Source organism: Micromonospora sp. DT178 (assembly GCF_049841695.1).
Taxonomy (GTDB): domain Bacteria; phylum Actinomycetota; class Actinomycetes; order Mycobacteriales; family Micromonosporaceae; genus Micromonospora.
Genome location: NZ_JBNCKV010000001.1, coordinates 645916 through 662586 on the forward strand (window position 1 = coordinate 645916; position 16671 = coordinate 662586).

18 protein-coding genes are annotated in these 16671 nt (G+C 73.4%); 8 read left to right on the forward strand and 10 right to left on the reverse strand.

Translation table 11 applies throughout. The features are described 5' to 3' along the window. The first annotated feature begins 50 nt into the window (after positions 1-50). Positions 51-575 carry a SigE family RNA polymerase sigma factor gene (locus ACLQ22_RS02990; protein WP_425690938.1) on the forward strand — a complete coding sequence of 175 codons (525 nt, stop codon included), beginning with the start codon at positions 51-53 and terminating at the stop codon, positions 573-575. After that, a complete protein-coding gene (locus ACLQ22_RS02995) occupies positions 572-1879 on the forward strand; it encodes a hypothetical protein (protein ID WP_425690939.1) in 1308 nt (435 codons plus the stop codon). The genes ACLQ22_RS02990 and ACLQ22_RS02995 overlap by 4 nt, the downstream gene beginning before the upstream one ends. Positions 1880-1939: 60 nt before the next feature. Here the strand turns inward: ACLQ22_RS02995 and ACLQ22_RS03000 are convergent, their stop codons facing one another. From ACLQ22_RS03000 to ACLQ22_RS03015, 4 genes are all read right to left on the reverse strand, one after another. After that, positions 1940-2791, reverse strand: a complete 852-nt coding sequence (locus ACLQ22_RS03000) for an ABC transporter permease (protein WP_425690940.1) — start codon at positions 2789-2791, stop codon at positions 1940-1942. Then, positions 2788-3798 (reverse strand): ATP-binding cassette domain-containing protein, encoded by a 1011-nt coding sequence (locus ACLQ22_RS03005; RefSeq protein WP_425690941.1) that lies wholly within the window; start codon positions 3796-3798, stop codon positions 2788-2790. Before ACLQ22_RS03005 ends, ACLQ22_RS03000 begins: the two co-directional genes overlap by 4 nt. Before the next feature lie 29 nt (positions 3799-3827). After that, positions 3828-4382, reverse strand: a complete 555-nt coding sequence (locus tag ACLQ22_RS03010; protein ID WP_425690942.1) for an NADPH-dependent FMN reductase — start codon at positions 4380-4382, stop codon at positions 3828-3830. A gap of 287 nt (positions 4383-4669) precedes the next feature. After that, on the reverse strand, positions 4670-5626 hold the full coding sequence (locus tag ACLQ22_RS03015; protein ID WP_425690943.1) for a LysR family transcriptional regulator: 957 nt from the start codon (positions 5624-5626) through the stop codon (positions 4670-4672). Positions 5627-5684: 58 nt separating this feature from the next. Between ACLQ22_RS03015 and ACLQ22_RS03020 the strand changes: the two genes are divergently transcribed. Then, entirely contained in the window at positions 5685-6647 is a 963-nt protein-coding gene (locus ACLQ22_RS03020) for a serine hydrolase (RefSeq protein ID WP_425690944.1), read from the forward strand. A gap of 153 nt (positions 6648-6800) precedes the next feature. Further along, the gene (locus tag ACLQ22_RS03025; protein WP_425690945.1) at positions 6801-7775 is read left to right on the forward strand and encodes an MBL fold metallo-hydrolase; all 975 of its coding nucleotides are present in this window, start codon (positions 6801-6803) and stop codon (positions 7773-7775) included. Positions 7776-7829: 54 nt separating this feature from the next. Here ACLQ22_RS03025 and ACLQ22_RS03030 read toward each other — a convergent pair whose 3' ends face one another. The 3 genes from ACLQ22_RS03030 to ACLQ22_RS03040 are packed head-to-tail and all read right to left on the reverse strand — an operon-like array spanning position 7830 to position 10020. After that, positions 7830-9521 (reverse strand): CHAP domain-containing protein, encoded by a 1692-nt coding sequence (locus ACLQ22_RS03030; protein ID WP_425690946.1) that lies wholly within the window; start codon positions 9519-9521, stop codon positions 7830-7832. Continuing rightward, positions 9518-9784: a hypothetical protein gene (locus tag ACLQ22_RS03035; RefSeq protein WP_425690947.1), complete on the reverse strand. Its 267-nt coding sequence runs from the start codon at positions 9782-9784 to the stop codon at positions 9518-9520. The genes ACLQ22_RS03030 and ACLQ22_RS03035 overlap by 4 nt, the downstream gene beginning before the upstream one ends. 2 nt (positions 9785-9786) lie before the next feature. Continuing rightward, entirely contained in the window at positions 9787-10020 is a 234-nt protein-coding gene (locus ACLQ22_RS03040) for a hypothetical protein (protein ID WP_425690948.1), read from the reverse strand. Between the two features lie 220 nt (positions 10021-10240). On the opposite strand from ACLQ22_RS03040, the gene ACLQ22_RS03045 reads away from it, so the two are divergent. Then, entirely contained in the window at positions 10241-11215 is a 975-nt protein-coding gene (locus ACLQ22_RS03045) for a helix-turn-helix transcriptional regulator (RefSeq protein WP_425690949.1), read from the forward strand. Between the two features lie 96 nt (positions 11216-11311). Here ACLQ22_RS03045 and ACLQ22_RS03050 read toward each other — a convergent pair whose 3' ends face one another. Continuing rightward, complete coding sequence (locus tag ACLQ22_RS03050; RefSeq protein WP_425690950.1) at positions 11312-11851, reverse strand: DUF1697 domain-containing protein; 540 nt, start codon at positions 11849-11851, stop codon at positions 11312-11314. 289 nt (positions 11852-12140) lie between these two features. On the opposite strand from ACLQ22_RS03050, the gene ACLQ22_RS03055 reads away from it, so the two are divergent. After that, complete coding sequence (locus ACLQ22_RS03055; protein WP_425690951.1) at positions 12141-14156, forward strand: endo-1,4-beta-xylanase; 2016 nt, start codon at positions 12141-12143, stop codon at positions 14154-14156. A gap of 209 nt (positions 14157-14365) precedes the next feature. Here ACLQ22_RS03055 and ACLQ22_RS03060 read toward each other — a convergent pair whose 3' ends face one another. Together ACLQ22_RS03060 and ACLQ22_RS03065 are read right to left on the reverse strand one after the other, a co-directional pair. Continuing rightward, positions 14366-14872: a Rho termination factor N-terminal domain-containing protein gene (locus ACLQ22_RS03060; RefSeq protein WP_425690952.1), complete on the reverse strand. Its 507-nt coding sequence runs from the start codon at positions 14870-14872 to the stop codon at positions 14366-14368. Next, positions 14869-15801 (reverse strand): ParA family protein, encoded by a 933-nt coding sequence (locus ACLQ22_RS03065; protein ID WP_425690953.1) that lies wholly within the window; start codon positions 15799-15801, stop codon positions 14869-14871. Before ACLQ22_RS03065 ends, ACLQ22_RS03060 begins: the two co-directional genes overlap by 4 nt. Positions 15802-15907: 106 nt before the next feature. On the opposite strand from ACLQ22_RS03065, the gene ACLQ22_RS03070 reads away from it, so the two are divergent. Continuing rightward, positions 15908-16420 carry an ArsR/SmtB family transcription factor gene (locus tag ACLQ22_RS03070; protein WP_425690954.1) on the forward strand — a complete coding sequence of 171 codons (513 nt, stop codon included), beginning with the start codon at positions 15908-15910 and terminating at the stop codon, positions 16418-16420. Between the two features lie 23 nt (positions 16421-16443). After that, a complete protein-coding gene (locus ACLQ22_RS03075; protein ID WP_425690955.1) occupies positions 16444-16635 on the forward strand; it encodes a hypothetical protein in 192 nt (63 codons plus the stop codon). Positions 16636-16671: the final 36 nt, after the last annotated feature.

Genomic DNA, 16671 nt, shown 5'->3' on the forward strand with positions numbered 1-16671 from the left:
CCCGCAGCTCTCCGCGGTGTCTTGCTGACTGAGAGAGCGGGAGGGGCCAGATGCGAGATGCGCATGGCGCGGAGTTCGACGACTTCGTCCGTACCCGGTCCGTGGCGCTGTTGCGGGTGGCCTACCTGCTGACCAGCGACCGACACGCGGCCGAGGACCTGCTTCAGGAGGTGCTGGAGCAGATGTACGTGCGTTGGCGCCGGGTGCGCACCTTCCCGGAGGCGTACGCCCGGCGGGCCCTGGTCAACCGGTCGATCAACCGGTGGCGGCGGCGGGCCCGGCGGCCGGAGCAGGCGTTGGGCGACAACGACGGGGTCGCCCGGGACCACGCCGACGACATCGCGCTGCGCCAGGCGGTCGTCGCGGCGCTGCGTACCCTGCCGCCCCGGCAGCGCGCCGCCGTCGTGCTCCGCTACCTGGAGGACCTGTCGGTCGCCGACGTGGCCGGGGCGCTGCGCTGCTCCGAGGGCACTGTGAAGAGCCACGCCTCCCGGGGCCTCGCCCACCTCCGGCAGGCGCTGGCCGGGTCACATCTCGTCCTGTCCGTCCCGACCGACACCGGGAGTACGCGATGACCATCGAAGAAAGTGACGTGCAGGGCGTCCTGCGTCGGGTGACCGACGACCTCGTCGGCCCGCCGACCCTGCTCGACGACGTGCGACGGGGTGGGCGTCGCCGGTTGCTGCGGCGTCGAGCCGTCCTGGCCGCGCTGTGCGCGGCCGTGGTGGCGGTACCCGTCGGCGGTGCGCTTCACCTCGCCGACGACGGGGCGGCGGTGGAGGTCGCCTCGCCGCTGCTCGACGGACCCACCCGCGGCGACCTGGCCGGCGACGAGGCGTATCTGCGACAGGTTCGCGAGGCGTGGCGGCATCGGGCGAGGCAACTCGGGAGCGGCCTCCGGGGCGATCCGCACGTGGTCTGGGCGGGAGACACGCCGGCCGGGCCCGCCGCCTACGTCGCGCAGCGGACCGAGATCAACCCGGTGGTGTCCAGCCCGGACGGCGCCCGCCAGATCGGCCTGGCCGCGTTCGTCGAGCCCACCGCCGCCGGACCGCGGGTCATGACGACCGAGACACTCGTGGACTCCGGCACGGACGGCAACTCACAGGCCGTGCTGCTCGGGCCGCGCCGCGACGTGCTGGTCGTGCTCGACGTCGGACACCCGGTGGAGTTCTCACCGACGCTCCGGTACGCCGCCGACGGCCGGATCGAGCGCACCTTCCAGCCGGTGGCCTTCCGGGACGGGGCCGCCGTGCTGTCGGTGCCGCCGCAGCGCGGCAGGCTGACCGTGGCCCTTTCCCGGACGCCGGTCAGCATGGCGAACGTCGTCCACATCACCAATGCGACGGAAATCCTCTTCGACGGGAAGGACAGCACGTCGCCGCGACAGCTCACCCACACGTTGCCCGGCGCGGACCGGGTGTGGGGTGACGCCCCCGCCGCGCAGGTCGGCAGGGACGTCTTCGCGACGGACGCGCTGGCCGCCTACGTCGATCACGGCGGCAGCCACCGGGCTGGGGAATCGCCCAGCCTGACCGTCTACGGCGCGACCCCCGACGGCCGGCAGTTGCTGCTCCAGACCCTCCAGTACGACGACGACCCCGCCCGCGCGATCGCACTGCTCGCCCACGCCGGCGCGCCCTTCCAGCCGGTGGTCAGCGGGTTCGCCGACTGGACCGCGCCGCTGCCGGTGCGGCTGCGGCTGCCGGACGGGCAGGGCGTCCTCGTCGCCACCGAGGGCGCGGCGCTGAGCTACCGGATCGGCGCCGGGCGGTGGCACGACGCCGGGCGTGGCGCGGCGCTGCTACCCGCCGACGCCACCGAGGTACGCGTCACCGCCGCCGGCGGCACGGTGACCACCGTCCGGGTCGACTCCTAACCGGCCAGCGGACGACGACGGGCACCACCACCACCGTGGCGGTGCCCGTCGTCGGCAGGATCAGCGGCGGTTGTAGCGGTACATGGTCAGGGTCCCGAAGACCACCAGGAAGCCGGCGCTCCACACCAGCGTCCACATCGTGGCCGACGCGTCCCAGCCGCCCGACATCACCGCGCGCACCGAGGCCACCAGCTGCGAGATCGGGTTGACCTTGACGAACGCCTGGAGCCAGCCGGGCATCGTGCCCGGGTCGACGAACACGTTGCTGAGGAACGTCAGCGGGAAGAGCACCATCATGCTCACGCCCATGACGGACTTCTCGCTGCGCAGGACGAGGCCGAAGAACGTCCAGACCCAGGAGAACGCGAACGAGAAGACCACCAGCAGGCCGATCCCGGCCAGCACGCCGGGCAGCCCGCCGTCGGGCCGGAAGCCCAGCACCAGCCCGACGCCGAGGATGACCACGGCCGCCAGCACGTACCGCAGCACGTCGCCGAAGATCATGCCGACCAGCGGGGCCGGCCGCCAGATCGACAGCGTCCGGAACCGGTCGAAGACGCCCTTCTCGATGTCGGTGTTCAGCCCGATGCCGGTGTACATGGTGATCATCACGACGCTCGTCACCATGATGCCGGGCAGGAAGAACTGGAGGTAGTCGCGCGGGCTGTCGGCGAGGGCACCGCCGAACAGGTACGTGAACATCAGCACCATGATGATCGGGAACGCCGTCACGTCGAACAGCTGCTCCGGCACGTGCTTGATCTTCAGCAGCGCGCGCCAACCGAACGTCAGCGACGCCGACAGCGCGTTCGGTCGGGGCGGGCGCGCGCCGGGTGCGAGGACGGTGGCCAGCGCCTCCGCCGACGGTACGTAGACGGACGGGGCTCGCCCGGTCGTGGTGGCGTTGGTCATCGGGCTGCCTCCAGCTGGTCGTCCCGCTCGTCGGCCGCGACGGCGGGGTGGTCGGTCAGGGCCAGGAAGACCTCGTCCAGGCTCGGCTGACCGAGGGAGAAGTCGTCGACGAGGATGCCGGCGCGGGCCAGGTCCCCGAGCGCGCGGGCCGCCTGCTCGCTGGCGTCGAGGTCGCTGCCGTCGCCGCCGACCCGCGCGGTCAGCGCGACCGGGTCGGGTGCGAGCTGCACCGGCACGCCGAGGGCCGCCTGGAGCAGCCTCTCGGCCTCCGGCCGCTGGCCCGGGTCGCGCAACCGCAGGTGGACGGTGCCGGAGCCGACCGAGGACTTCAACTCGCCCGGGGTGCCCTCCGCGATCACCCGGCCGTGGTCCACCACCGCGATGCGGCCGGCGAGCTGGTCGGCCTCGTCCAGGTACTGCGTGGTCAGCAGCACGGTCGTGCCGTGCGCCACGACGGCCCGGACGATCTCCCACACCTGGTTGCGGCTGCGCGGGTCCAGCCCCGTCGTCGGCTCGTCGAGGAAGAGCAGGTCGGGGGTGTTGAGGATGCTCGCCGCGATGTCGATGCGCCGCCGCATGCCGCCCGAGTACTTCTTGACCTGCCGGTCGCCCGCCTCGGTCAGGCCGAACGCGGCGAGCATGCTCTCCGCGCGCGCCCGGGCGGCCGGCTTTCCGTGCCCGAGCAGGCGGGCGAGGAGCATCAGGTTCTCCAGCCCGGTCAGGTCCTCGTCGACGGAGGCGTACTGGCCGGTCAGGCTCATCCGGGCGCGTACGGCGTCGGCCTCGGTGACGACGTCGTGCCCGAAGACGCGGGCCCGTCCGCCGTCGGGGCGCAGCAGCGTCGCCAGCACCCGTACCGCCGTGGTCTTGCCGGCGCCGTTGGGCCCGAGCAGCCCGTAGACGGTGCCGGCCGGGACCTGGAGATCAATGCCGGCGAGCGCCCGGGTGGCCCCGAACGACCGGGTCAGGCCCTCGGCCTCGATGGCCAGGCCGGTGGTGCGTGTCATGCTCCCTACCTTCCTCATGTGTCACACGTTCAGGAGACGTACGGGCGCGCGGCGCGAGCGTCGCGCAGGGCCAGGCCCCACCAGTGGAGCTGGTCGAGCAGGACGTCGGCGGCGCGTTCGCACCGGTCGGTTGTCGGGGGTGACGGCGCGCCGTCGAGCAGGTCGACGCCGACGACGTCGCGCATCGTGACCGCGTGCAGCGCGGTGAAGACCGTCCGGAGCTGGTCGACAGCGTGCAGGCCGATGGAACCGCACCCGTACGACACGAAGCCGACCGGTTTGGCCTGCCACTCGTCGTACGCGTGGTCGATCGCCTGTTTCAACGAGCCCGGGAAGCTGTGGTTGTACTCGGGGGTGACCACGACGAACGCCTCCGCCCGCGCGACCTGCGCGACGAACGACCGGACGGCGGGAGTCGGCCCGGCCGGACAGCCCGCGGGGAGGTCGTGGTCGGCGAGGTCGACGACCGTCACCGCCAGCTCGTCGCGCCGCCGTGCCCGGTCGACGAACCAGCGGCCGATCCGGTCGCCCGCCCGTCCCTCCCGGGTGCTGCCGATGATCACGGCGAGGCCCAGCGGCGTCATGGCTCCCCCTCCCGGCTCCGGTCCCACCCGTCAGGCGCGAGACGGCGGCCAGCGCCCCGCCAGATCGGAACTGGCGGGGCGCGATGTCGGCGGCGGGTGCTTCCACGGGCGTCGGAGGAAGGGGTGGCTCACCCTGCTCGGCGAGACCGAGTGCGAATATCCGCCCGGTCGACTGATGCGCGCCAACGACTGGCGCCTCGACCTGACGGCCTGACCGGAGCCCGGCTCATCCCCGGGGACCGGGCCGTGGCGTACCCCTGATCGCCTTCCCACCGGTGCTCCCCGGCTCAGGCCGGCTCGTCGAAGAGCACCGGCCAGGGGCGGGGCGCCGGCCCGGGCGGCGGTGCCGGGGGCTCCGACCCGTCGGCCAGCACCTCCGCCGCGAGCTGCCCGAACATCGGCGCGGCCGGGTGCGCGGCCCGGCGCGGCCACGCCGCCGAGGTGCGCCGGACCAGCGGCGACCCGGCGATCGGCCGCCAGGCGATCCGGGGCTCCCGGCGCGCCGTCGCCGCCGGCTCGACGGCGACCCCGCCGCCCGCCAGCACCAACCCGAAGAGGAACTCCGGGTTCCGCGCCGGGCGGACCCGCCCCGGCGTGAACCCGTGCCGGCGGCAGACCTCCAGCAGGTGGTCGTGCCAGCCGGGCGCGGTGGCCCGGGGCGCGGTCACCAGGTCCAGTCCGGCCAGCGCCGCCAGCTCGACCTCCCGGCCCCGGGCCAGCGCCGAGGCGCGCGGCAGCAGCACCCCCAGCGGTACGTCGACGGCGGCGCCGAGGCGCAGCCCGTCGTCGGTGACGGGGTGGTGGAGCAGGCCGACGTCCAGCCGCCCCTCGCCGAGCATCCGCTCCTGCTCGCCGCTGGTCAGCTCGTGCAGGTCCACGTCGAGCCCGGGGGCGCGCCCGGCCAGCCGGTCGAGCAGCTCGCGCAGGGTGACCGCGGGGGTCTCCGGCGGCACCCCCGCCCGGAGCACTCCCGACACCCCGTCGCGCACCTGCCGCATCAGGTTGCGCAGCCGGCCCTCCCCGGCCAGCAGTTCCTCGGCCTCGCCGAGGAGCAACTGGCCGGCGGCGGTCAGCCGCACCTGCCGCCGGGAGCGGTCGAACAGCTCGACCCCCAGCTCCCGCTCCAGGCGCTGCACCGACTGGCTCAGCGGCGGCTGGGCCATGCCGAGCAGCTCGGCGGCCCGCCCGAAGTGCAGCTCGTCGGCGACCACCACGAAGTGCCGCAGGTGCCGGAGCAGGTCCACGGCCGGACCCTACGCCAGTGCCCCGACGCCGGCCGGGGGCGGCGGCTACCGTGCCCAGGTGGCGACGGAGCACATCGGCGAGATCTTCGAACGGGTCGGGGTCACCGGCTGCCTGCACGTGGTCGACCTCGACGCGGCCGACGACGGCGTGGCCCCCGGGCGGCCCGGCGGCGCGGGACCGGGAGGACCGGGCGGCGCGGCGCCGGGGCGGTCGGGCGGCCGGCGGGAGGTGGCGGTACGGGCGGACGAGCAGGTGGTGATCGCCTCGATCTTCAAGGTGCTGCTGGTGCTGGAGTTCGCCCGGCAGGTCGTCGCCGGCCAGCTCGACCCCCGGGAACGGGTCCTCGTCACCGCCGACGACCGGCTCGGCGGGTGGGGGATCGCCGGCTGCGCCGACGACGCCGAGGTGTCGCTGCGGGACCTGGCCTACTTCGCCATGTCGGTCAGCGACAACACCGCCGCCGACCTGCTGCTGCGCCGGGTCGGGGCGGACGTGCTGCCGATGCTCGCCGCCGAGCTGGGGCTGCCGCGGACCCGGATCGTCGGCGGTCCCCGGCACCTGGTCGAGACGATGCTCGCCGACGTCGGCGCGCGTACGGAGGCGGACTTCGCCCGGATCTTCCCCACCCTGCCGCCCGAGCGGGTCCGCGCGATGCGGATGTTCGACCCCGCCCACACCACGTCGAGCACCGCCCGGGAGATCACCCGGCTGCTCGGCCTGATCTGGCGTGACGAGGCGGGCCCGCCCGAGGCGTGCGCGATGGTCCGGGGCTGGATGGCCCGGCAGCTCTTCTGGACCCGGCTGGCCGCCGGCTTCCCGCCCGGCGTGCGGGTGGCCGGCAAGACCGGCAGCCTGCCGGGTCTGCACCTGGAGGCCGGCGTGGCCGAGTACCCCGACGGCGGGCGGTACGCCATCGCCGTCTTCGTCCGCGCCACGCAGCTCGCCACCCGCCGCATCGACGTGGACCTGGCGATGGGCCAGGCCGCCCGAGCCGCCGTCGAGTTGCTGCGCGCCGGCTGAGTCTTCCGGCCGCACGCGGCGTCGACAACCCCGCTGAGCTGGTCCGATATGCCGTCCGGTATCGACCGTGTCGGGCATGGATCTTGGACCTGGCGGGGGTCGTGCTGATTGGCTCGGTGCCGACCGATCAGACCACGACGGGGAGAGTTCCGCATGCCCAACCTCGACCGCCGCCGCTTCCTGCGCGACGCCGCCGCCAGCACCGCGCTGGTCACCGCCGGCGGGCTCGCCGGCACCGCACTCACCGCGCCGGCGCACGCCGCGCCGGTCGCCGCCGCCCCGGCCGGCCGCCGCAGCGGCCCGGTCAGCTTCCGCTGGTGGGGCACGTCGGCCTGGCGCGTCGACGTCGGCGACCGGACCGTCCTGGTCGACCCCTTCCTCAGCCGGATCGACACGGGGCTGTTCAGGGGCGCCTTCGACCAGGCCAGGAAGCTGGAGGTCCGCACCGACGTCGTGGACTCCCTGGTGGACCGGGCCGAGACGGTGCTCGTCACGCACACCCACTGGGACCACTACATGGACGTGCCGCACATCGCCGGCCGCACCGGCGCCCGGGTCGTCGGCACGCTGACCGCCTACCACCTCGGGCTGGCGTACGGGCTGCCGTCGGGGCAGCTCAGCCCGGTGCGGGGCGGGGAGGTGCTGGACTTCGGGGCCTACACCGTGGAGGTGGTCAGCTCCCTGCACAGCCGCAACAGGTCGTACTCGATGGCCTTCCCCGGCGTCCGGGTCAGCCCGCCGGCGAAGCCGGAGACCATCGCCGACCTGCCCGAGGGCGACACCCTCGCCTACCAGGTGCGGGTGGCCGGCGGCCCGTCGGTCTTCTTCATGGGCGCCAGCGACTTCGACCAGCGGAACCTGACCGGGCTGGCCCCCGACGTGGCCATGGTGGCGCTGCCGAGCAGCACCGCCACCGCCGACTACGCCGAGCGGCTGCTCGACGCGCTGGACCGGCCGAAGATCGTGGTGCCGGTGCACTTCGACAACTTCGAGACCGAGCTGCGCAACCCCGTGCCTGTCGCGCCGGCGGACCGCGAGCGGCTGGACGCGCTCCTCGCCGCCGTCCGTCGGGTCTCCCCGCGCAGCCGGGTCATCGTGCCCGAGTACCACACGGCGTACCACTTCTGAGCGACGGCACGACGGGCCGCGGGCTTCCGCCCGCGGCCCGTCGTCGCGCTCAGGTCAGCTGCCGATGTGGGACCAGGCGCCGAAGGTGCTGCCGGCGCTGCCCTGTCCGGAGCCCCAGACCCAGTTGTCGGTGCCCTTGCCGTAGACCACGATCGCGCCCGACTCCGCGACGATCGCCGTCGGGTCGCCGACGAAGTCCGGCTGGCCCGTGCCGATCGTCGTCCAGCTGCCGAACGCGGCGCCCTTCGACGGCTGGCCGACACCGCGGATCTTGTTGTCGCCGGCCCGGGCGTAGAGGGCGATGGTGCCGTTGGCGGCGATGATCGGCTGCGGGCGGGACGCGACCCCGTCGCCGCCGGCGCCGATCTTCACCCAGGCGCCGATGGTGCCGCCGGCGCTGCTCTGGCCGGCCCCCCAGACGAAGCCGTCGACGCCGGTGGCGTAGACGACGATGGCGCCGGCCGGAGTGACCACCGCGCTGGGCGCGGTCTTGAAGCCGTCGACGGGCTGACCGGTGCCGATGGTGCGCCAGGTGCCGAAGGCCGCACCGGGAGAAGGCTGACCCACCCCGTGGATCTTGCCGTCGGTGCCGCGGGCGTAGACGACGATCGTGTCGTTGGCGCCGATGACGACGTGCGGCTCCGACGCCACCCCGGCGCCGCCGGTGCCGATCTTCACCCAGGCGCCGAAGGCGCTACCGGGGTCGCTCTGCGCCGTGCCCCAGACGTAGCCGTCGCTGCCGGTCGCGTACAGGGCGATCACCCCGTCGGGCGTCATCACCGAAGTCGGGTCGCTGGCGAACGTGGGCTGCCCGGTGCCGATGGTCTTCCAGGTGCCGAAGGCCGCGCCGGGCGAGGGCTGGCCCGCGCCGTAGATCTTGTTGTCGGCGCCGCGGGCGTAGACCACGATCGTCTCGTTGCCGCCGACGACGGCGGACGGGTTGCCGGTGAAGTCGCCGCGGTCGCCGATCCGCTTCCACGAGCCGTAGGCCGCGCCGACGCTCGGCTGGTTGGTGCCGTGGATCCACCCGTCGGTGCCGAGCCGGTACTGCGCCAGGATCCCGTCGTCGGTACGCACCATGCCGAGGTCGCCGGTGGTGGTGCCGGCACCGCCGGTGTCCTCCTCGGCGTTCGCGCCGACCGGCGAGGAGTATCCGACGATGTCCACGTCGGAGGTGCTGTAGTTGCGGGCGGCGACCCGGTCGCTGGAGTTGCCCTCCACCGTGTAGACCCGCCCGCCCGACGCGCTCGTGACGATGCCGACGTGGTCGATCACGCCGTTCTGCTCCCAGTCGAAGACGATCGCGTCGCCGGGCTGCGGGGTGTAGCCGCTGCCGCGGGAATGGTAGGTCTTGTTGTCGAGGCCGTACTCACGGAACGATCGCGCCCAGGTGTTCAGGCCGCCGAGGTCGGTCACCCCCGCCTGCTTCCAGATGTACTTGGCGAAGTTGGCGCACCAGGCGTACGTGCCGTCGCCGCTCTGCGTGCCGCCTCGCCAGCCGAGGGAGTTGCAGACGGGCCAGCCGGTCATCTGACCGCTGTAGTAGGTGCAGTTGTCGCTGCCCCGGTACTCGTGGTTGCGGCTGTCGTCGTTCAGTTCGCGCTGTGCGATCGTGACGATGGAGTCGCGCAGCGTGCTGGCCGCAGCGTCGGGGGCAACGGCGAGGCCACCAGCGAAGAGCGCGGCGATGCCCATGATGCCCACGGAGATCCGCCGGCCCCGGCGCGGCGTGCTGATGTCGGTCATGGTGGTGCCTTTCTCTCGAAGTCAGTTCGGAAATGCGGCAACTGCTTGATACGTTGTCGGATCCGGTCGGTCAGCTCGTTCATGTCGTGCGCATCTGTCGCGAGGAGGAAAAGCGCCACGGAAATTCGTCCGGGCCCGGCCCGTACTCGGATGTGTTCGACCCGGTCGGCAGGTCTCGTGTGGACCCATATCGCGTCGAGCAGTGCCGCTTCGTTGAGTGCCGTGATCCCGTCGACTTCGACGGTGAAGGTCAGCATGTCCATGTTCAGGCCCATTCGAAACCGCCGTCGACGGTCGCGTCGCCGACGGGGTGGACCTCGCTGTCCGGCGTGACGGCCCACTCGAAACCACCGGCGACGGCCCGGGCCGGGTCGCTAGTTCCGGTCTCGGCGCCGCCCTGGTTCGACAGGTTCGGGCCCAGCAGGAAAGCCCCCGCCGCGATGACGCTGAAGATCAGACGAATCGATGTGCGCATGGCGGACTCCTCCTGCTGGAACAATTAAGGAAATGTCGCGGAAACTTGTTTCCGGGTGTCTTTCGGGCCCGTTCTCCCGATGCGAGAAGCTTGCCGGCCCGGCGGGGTGGGTGTCACTACTTCCGTACTGGCACCAAGCTGCGTGGCACCTTGGTGCCATCTCGGGCCCTGCCCTCTCGCGGGCCTTGCGCGGGCTCAGCGGCGTCTTGATACTGACCAGACACGGGGGCTCGAAAGGTTGAACATGCTCGAAATGCTTGGGTTGACGGAGTCTGCCGAGCGGACTTACCGCGCCATGCTGGCCTTCCCCAGCCTCGGCGTCGGCGGGCTCGCGGAGCATCTGGGGACAGACGAATCGGGCGTCCGCGCCGCCCTCGACGAACTGGCCGACCTCGCACTGCTCCGGCCGTCCTCGGCAGAACCCGGAAACCTGCGCGCGGTCTCGCCGGACGTTGGCCTCGCCGCCCTGCTCCAGCGGGCCGAGGCCGACGTGCTGCACCGGCAACGTCAGATAGAGGCGACCCGCGTGGCGATCAAGTCCATCGCCGACGAACAGTCAGCCCTGCGCTCCCGGGAGGGGGTCCGCCGCTACGAGGACGTCGACGCCGTCCGGCAGCGACTGGAGGAACTGGCGGCGGGTGCTTCCACCGAATGCGTCTCACTCAACCCGGGCAGCGCGCAGGCGCCCGACGCGAAGCAGTCGAGCAAGCCGCTCAACCAGCTGGCCCTGGAGCGTGGCGTGGCCATCAGGTGCGTCTACCAGGACAGCTACCGCAACGATTCGAACGTCGTGGCGTACTCCCGTTGGCTCTCCGGCCTCGGCGGGCAGGTCCGGACGACCCCCACCCTGCCGATGCTGATGGTCGTCGTGGACCGGCAGGTCGCGCTGCTGCCGCTGGACCCCGCGGACTCCAGCCGCGGCGCGGTCGAGGTGGTGCACATCGAGGTGGTCGCCGCCATCCACGCGCTGTTCGAGCAGGTGTGGCGTGCGGCCACTCCACTGGGCGTCACCGCGCCGCCGGACGCGGACGGCCTCGAGCCGTTCGCCCGGGAACTGCTGGAGATCCTCGCTGCCGGCCACACGGACGAGGTGGCGGCCCGCAAGCTCGGCCTCTCCCTGCGCACGGTGCGACGGATCACGGCCTCCCTCATGGAGCGCCTGGAGGCCCGCAGCCGATTCCAGCTCGGGGCGCACGCCGCCCGGCACGGGCTGCTGTGAGCCGTCGGCCGCGACCGGTCAGCGGACCGGTCACGGCCAGGCTGGGGCGTGAGTCGTCCGCTCGACCGGTCGGCGCACCGGCCCGGCGCCGGGGGCTCAGCTCGTCGACATCTCGGCGAGGGCCCGCACCGACCGCCAGTTGCGGGTGGTCGCCACCACGCCGAGCTTCTTCTCCAGGTGGTTGTTGGTGAACTTCGACCGGCCGTAGCCGCCGTCGGGATAGTGCAGGAAGACCTCGCGACCGGCGACCGTGAACGCCAGGTTCTCGCCGCCGGGCACGGCCAGGGCGTCCACGGCGGACCGGCCGGGCGCGGTCGCGAGGAAGACCACCAGCAGCCGCGTCGGGTCGTCCTCCCGGTCGGCGTACGGGTTGCCGCCGGCCACCGCCGCGAGTTCCCGGCCGCTGCGCACCAGCACCGGCACCGTCAGCCCCAGCTCGTCGGCGATGGCCCGCTCGATGCCCCGCGCCAGCGCGTCGGCGTCGCGCACCGTGCTCCCGAAGACCACGTTCCCGCTTTGCAGGTACGTCCTCACGTCGTCGTGGCCGAGGCCGGTGACCAGCCGGCGCAGGTCGGCCATGGCGACCTTCGCGCCGCCGACGTTGACCCCGCGCAGCAGCGCGACCCACCTGTCCACCCGACCTCCTCGACCCGCGGTACGGGTCAGCCTAGGGCGTGTGTCGACGTCGATCGCCGCCGTCGACGCCCGGGGCGGTGCGCGCCGCCACCACGCCGTGCTGGAGCGAGGCGTCCGTGATCCGTACCATCAGTGCTCGACAGCGGCGCCCGCCACGGGTGCCGCGAGCGGAGCGGGACCACCGACCACCGGCATGCGGGCTCATGCCGGTCGACCGGCGTGCGACCGTCTCCGCGAGAACCTCGCCCAGCGGTCCGCGCGCATCCATCCGTACCGGAAGGACACCCCTATGCGCGCTCCCTGGACGCGCCGTCACCGCCTCCTGCCGGGCCTGTTGGCCCTGGCCTGCCTCGCCACCGTCGCCGTGGCCGCCGCCGTTCCGCTGACCACCCCGCCCGCCCGCGCCGCCGATCCCGTCCTGGTGCTCGACGCCACCTTCGAGGACGGCACCACCCAGGGCTTCCGGTCCCGGGCCGGTGAGACCGTCGCGGTCAGCACCGCCGTCGCCCATGGCGGTACCCACAGCCTGCTCGCCTCCGGCCGTACCGCGAGCTGGCAGGGCCCCGCCCTCGACCTGCTCGACGAGATGGTCAAGGGAACGCGCTACACGCTGACGGTGTGGGTGCGGCTCGCCGCCGGCCAGTCGCCCGGCCAGGTCCGGCTCAGCGTGCAACGCGACTCCGGCGGCACCTCCGCCTACGACCAGGTGGTGGGTGACACCGCGGTCACCGCCGACGCCTGGGTCCGGCTCAGCGGCACATACGTGCTCGCGCACGACGTGGACGGGCTGTCGGCGTACGTGGAGACCGCCAGCGGCACCGCCGACCTGCACATCGACGACTTCACCATGGCGTACCAGCCGACCAAGCCCGTGCAGACCGACATCCCGGCCCTGCGCGAGGTGCTGGCTGCCGACTTCCCGATCGGGGCGGCGATCGGCAACCGGCAGATCATCGGCGACCAGGCCACGCTGCTGCGTCGGCACTTCGACACGGTGACCCCCGGCAACGCGCTCAAGTGGGACGCCACCCAGCCGACCGAGGGCACCTTCCGGTGGGCCGACGCCGACACGCAGGTCGGTTTCGCCACCGACAACGGCCTGGCGGTACGCGGACACACCCTCGTCTGGCACCAGCAGACCCCGGCCTGGGTCTTCACCGACACCGACGGCACCCCGCTGACCTCGGAACCGGCCGACAAGGCCCTGCTGCTGTCCCGGCTGGAGGCGCACATCCGCGCGGTCGTCGGCCGCTACGGCGACGCGATCGGGGTGTGGGACGTCGCCAACGAGGTGATCGACGAGAACCAGTCCGACGGGCTGCGGCGCAGCCGCTGGTACGAGATCAGCGGCCTGGACTACCTGCGGACCGCGTTCCGGGTGGCTCGGGAGGTCGCGCCGACTGCCGAGCTCTACATCAACGACTACAACACCAACGTGCCGGCCAAGCGCGACAAGCTGCGTGACCTGGTGAGTCGACTGCGCGCCGAAGGGGTGCCGATCGACGGCGTCGGGCACCAGATGCACGTCAACGTCCAGTGGCCGTCGATCGCCGAGACCGAGGCGATGCTCCGGGCGTTCATCCCGCTCGGCGTCGAGCAGCAGGTCACCGAGATGGACGTCAGCATCTACGTCGACAACGGCGAGTCCTTCCCCACCCCGCCGGCCGACCGGCTGCTGACCCAGGCGTACCGGTACCGGGACCTCTTCGCCCTCTACCGCCGCTACGCCGACGAGTTGACCTCGGTGACCCTGTGGGGGCTGGCGGACGACGACACCTGGTTGGACACCTTCCCGGTGGCCCGCAAGGACGCGCCGCTGCTGTTCGACACGGAACTCCAGGCGAAGTCGGCGTACTGGGGGATCGTCGACCCGACCCGGATCGACCCGACCCCGACGCCGACCGTCTCCCCGACGGCCTCCCCGACGGCCAGCCCGACGGCCAGCCCGACGGCTTCCCCGACGGTCACGCCGACCACGGGGACGGACTCCTGCCGGGCGGCGTACACCGTCACTAACCAGTGGCCGGGCGGCTTCCAGGCGAGCCTCAAGATCACCAACACCGGGGTGCGGGCGCGCGACGGCTGGACGGTGCGCTGGCGGTTCCCGGACGGGCAGTTGATCAGCCAGCTCTGGAACGGCACGGTTCGGCAGGACGGCCCGGACGTGGCGGTCACCCCCACGTCCTGGAACTCCGCCCTGCCCGCCGGCGGGACGGTCGAGTTCGGCTTCCTCGGCAGCTGGTCCACGAGCAACAGCCGTCCGGTCGGCTTCACCCTAGACGGGCTGGCCTGCACGACCGGCTGACCCACTGGGATGGCCGGGCCGGGCAGGCCCGGCCATCGCCGTCTCCGGTGCCCGGGCGTCGCCGTCTCCGGTGCCCGGGCGTCGCCGTCTCCGGTGCCCGGGCGTCGCGGCGGAGCCGGGCCGGGACCCCGCGGATGCCGAGGACGCCGGCGCCCGTCGGCACCGGGGCGAGCTTCCTCGCCGGGACGGGCGTCCGCTCTGCTCCGGCATCAGAGCCGGCGGATGGCGGCGGAGGCCAGGCGGAAGCCGATGGTGCGGTCGACGATGCGGGCGACCAGGTCCGCCTTCCGCAGCCCGGCGACGCCGCGCAGCTCCAGGCTCGCGGCGAGCACCCGCAGGTCGCGGGCGGTCCAGCCGGAGAGGTACGCCGTACCGTCGTCGCGGCGGGACATGGTCGCCAGCGCGGCCCGGGCCGCCACCGGGTCCGGCGCGGGCGCCGCCCGCCGGGCTGACGAGCGCGCGGGTGCGGTGGCCGGGAGGACCAGGTCGGCGGGTGCGGCGGCCGGGCGCCCGGCGGGGGCGAGCCGGTCGGCGGGGGCGGTGGCCGGGCGCGCGGCGGAGGTGGCCCCGTCGGCCGGTGGGCCGGGTGGGGCCGGGTCGACCGGCACCACCGCGAGCCGGGCCCGCCCCTCCGCCAGGGCGGCGAGATCGGCGGCGGGCAGCCCCCGGAGCAGCGCGGCCACCAGGTCGGCGACGTCGCGGTTCGGGTCGGTCACGCCCCGACCCGCTCGGGCTGGAGGTGGTCGAGGAACTCGGTGGCGAGCTGGCGCAGCTCGTCGCGGACCGCCGGGGTGGCGATGCGGTCGCGGAGCACCACGGGCACGCCGCGCGGGGTGTTCGTGGCGAACGCGGTGACGTTCTCCCGCAGGGGCGTGGGGAAGACCGGCAGGCCGAGCGCCCGCACCTGGTCCATGTAGCCCTGGTGGGCGGCGATCGGCCGCTGCGCCATGAGCTGGATCATCGTGAACACCACGCCGGCGACGTCGGGGGCGACCTTGTGGTGCCGGCGGGTGGTGGCGAACCGGCGGGCGTCGGCGTTGTACTGGTCGACCAGTTCCCGGACGTTGCCGTGCAGGTAGTCGATGCCCAACGTGGACAGGTAGTCGGCCTTCGCCGGAATGAGCAGGTGGTCGCTGGCGATGATGGCCGACTGGGTGACCACGTTGAAGTTCGGCGGGCAGTCGATGAGCACCATGTCGTAGCCGCCGAGCGCGTCGTCGTGCAGCCCCTCGGCCAGGGAGCCGCGCACCCGGAACAGCTCGGCGTCGTACTCGTCGCCGTCGGCCACGGCCCGGGCCAGCGCCAGGTCGATGTCGACGAGCTGGAGGTGGGACGCGATCAGGTCGAGCCGACCCGCGCCACTGAGTCGCGCGTTCGCCGGGCCGGGGGAGACGACCAGCTCGCCCAGCGTCGTCGCGGGGGTGTCCCCGCGCAGGCCGTCGTACCAGCGCTTGACCGTCCGGCCGTCGCGCAGCCGGTCCCGCCAGTCGTCGGGGTCGTAGAAGCCGAAGGTGAGGCTGGCCTGCGGATCGAGGTCGATGAGCAGCACCTTCATCCCGCGGTTGGCCAGCTCGGCACCGAGGTTGGCGGTCACGGTGGTCTTGCCGACCCCGCCCTTGTAGTTGATCACCGATACGACGTACACCGGCACCTCCCCAGACCGGGAACGGTAGCGGGCCGGCGGACCGGCGCGGCACCCGCTCCGGCGGTCCGCCTTTGCACGTAACTACGTAAGTTCGTATTATCGGATAATGACGCAGATCGAGGAACGGCTCGGCGCGCTGGAGGCGCAGGTCGCCGCGCTGACGGAGCGCCTCGGGGCGGAACCGCCCCCGGCCGAGGCGCCCACGACGACCGGTGACGTCTTCTGGGCGCTCGACGGGCTGAAGCAGCGGATCCCGCCCGACGGCGGGGGCGCGGTGCTCTACACCGGCACCGTCCGCCTCGACGACCAGCACTACGACTGGCAGTACGGCCGCACGGTCGACGACGTGCTCGCGGGCGACTGGACGGAGCTGGCCGGCGTGCTGACCGCCCTGGCGCATCCGGTGCGGCTGCGCCTGCTGCGCGAGATCCTCGGCGGCCGGCACGGCACCGGCGAGCTGGCCGAGATCGAGGGCCTGGGCACCACCGGCCAGCTGCACCACCACCTGCGCCAGCTCACCGCCGCCGGCTGGCTGCGCAGCGCCGGCCGGGGTCACTACGCCGTCCCGGCCGAACGGGTCGTGCCGCTGCTGGCCATCCTCACCGCCGCCCGCCGCTGACCCACCCCGACGGAGGGAGCACCATGCGCAAGCCAACCGTCCTCACCCTGGTCGTCGGTCTCGTCGCCGCGGTCGTGGCCGTCGGGATCATGCCGCGCGCACCCCGGCTGACCGGGCAGAGCACCGGCGACACCGCGCTGGCCGCCGACGTCCGCGCGGCGGTGCCCGACCCCGAGGGCCAGGCCACCGCCTCCCACCCGACCCCGCCCCGGTGATCATGAGGTTGGCGGGGGGAAATGCCGGAATCCGCG

Bases quoted from the DNA above. Each gene is read 5' to 3' on its own strand.
- ACLQ22_RS03010 (WP_425690942.1), bottom strand. From the start codon at position 4,382: ATGACGCCGCTGGGCCTCGCCGTGATCATCGGCAGCACCCGGGAGGGA.
- ACLQ22_RS02995 (WP_425690939.1), top strand. From the start codon at position 572: ATGACCATCGAAGAAAGTGACGTGCAGGGCGTCCTGCGTCGGGTGACC.
- ACLQ22_RS03025 (WP_425690945.1), top strand. From the start codon at position 6,801: ATGCCCAACCTCGACCGCCGCCGCTTCCTGCGCGACGCCGCCGCCAGC.
- ACLQ22_RS03075 (WP_425690955.1), top strand. From the start codon at position 16,444: ATGCGCAAGCCAACCGTCCTCACCCTGGTCGTCGGTCTCGTCGCCGCG.
- ACLQ22_RS03005 (WP_425690941.1), bottom strand. From the start codon at position 3,798: ATGACACGCACCACCGGCCTGGCCATCGAGGCCGAGGGCCTGACCCGG.
- ACLQ22_RS02990 (WP_425690938.1), top strand. From the start codon at position 51: ATGCGAGATGCGCATGGCGCGGAGTTCGACGACTTCGTCCGTACCCGG.
- ACLQ22_RS03035 (WP_425690947.1), bottom strand. From the start codon at position 9,784: ATGGACATGCTGACCTTCACCGTCGAAGTCGACGGGATCACGGCACTC.
- ACLQ22_RS03000 (WP_425690940.1), bottom strand. From the start codon at position 2,791: ATGACCAACGCCACCACGACCGGGCGAGCCCCGTCCGTCTACGTACCG.
- ACLQ22_RS03070 (WP_425690954.1), top strand. From the start codon at position 15,908: ATGACGCAGATCGAGGAACGGCTCGGCGCGCTGGAGGCGCAGGTCGCC.
- ACLQ22_RS03030 (WP_425690946.1), bottom strand. From the start codon at position 9,521: ATGACCGACATCAGCACGCCGCGCCGGGGCCGGCGGATCTCCGTGGGC.
- ACLQ22_RS03055 (WP_425690951.1), top strand. From the start codon at position 12,141: ATGCGCGCTCCCTGGACGCGCCGTCACCGCCTCCTGCCGGGCCTGTTG.
- ACLQ22_RS03045 (WP_425690949.1), top strand. From the start codon at position 10,241: ATGCTCGAAATGCTTGGGTTGACGGAGTCTGCCGAGCGGACTTACCGC.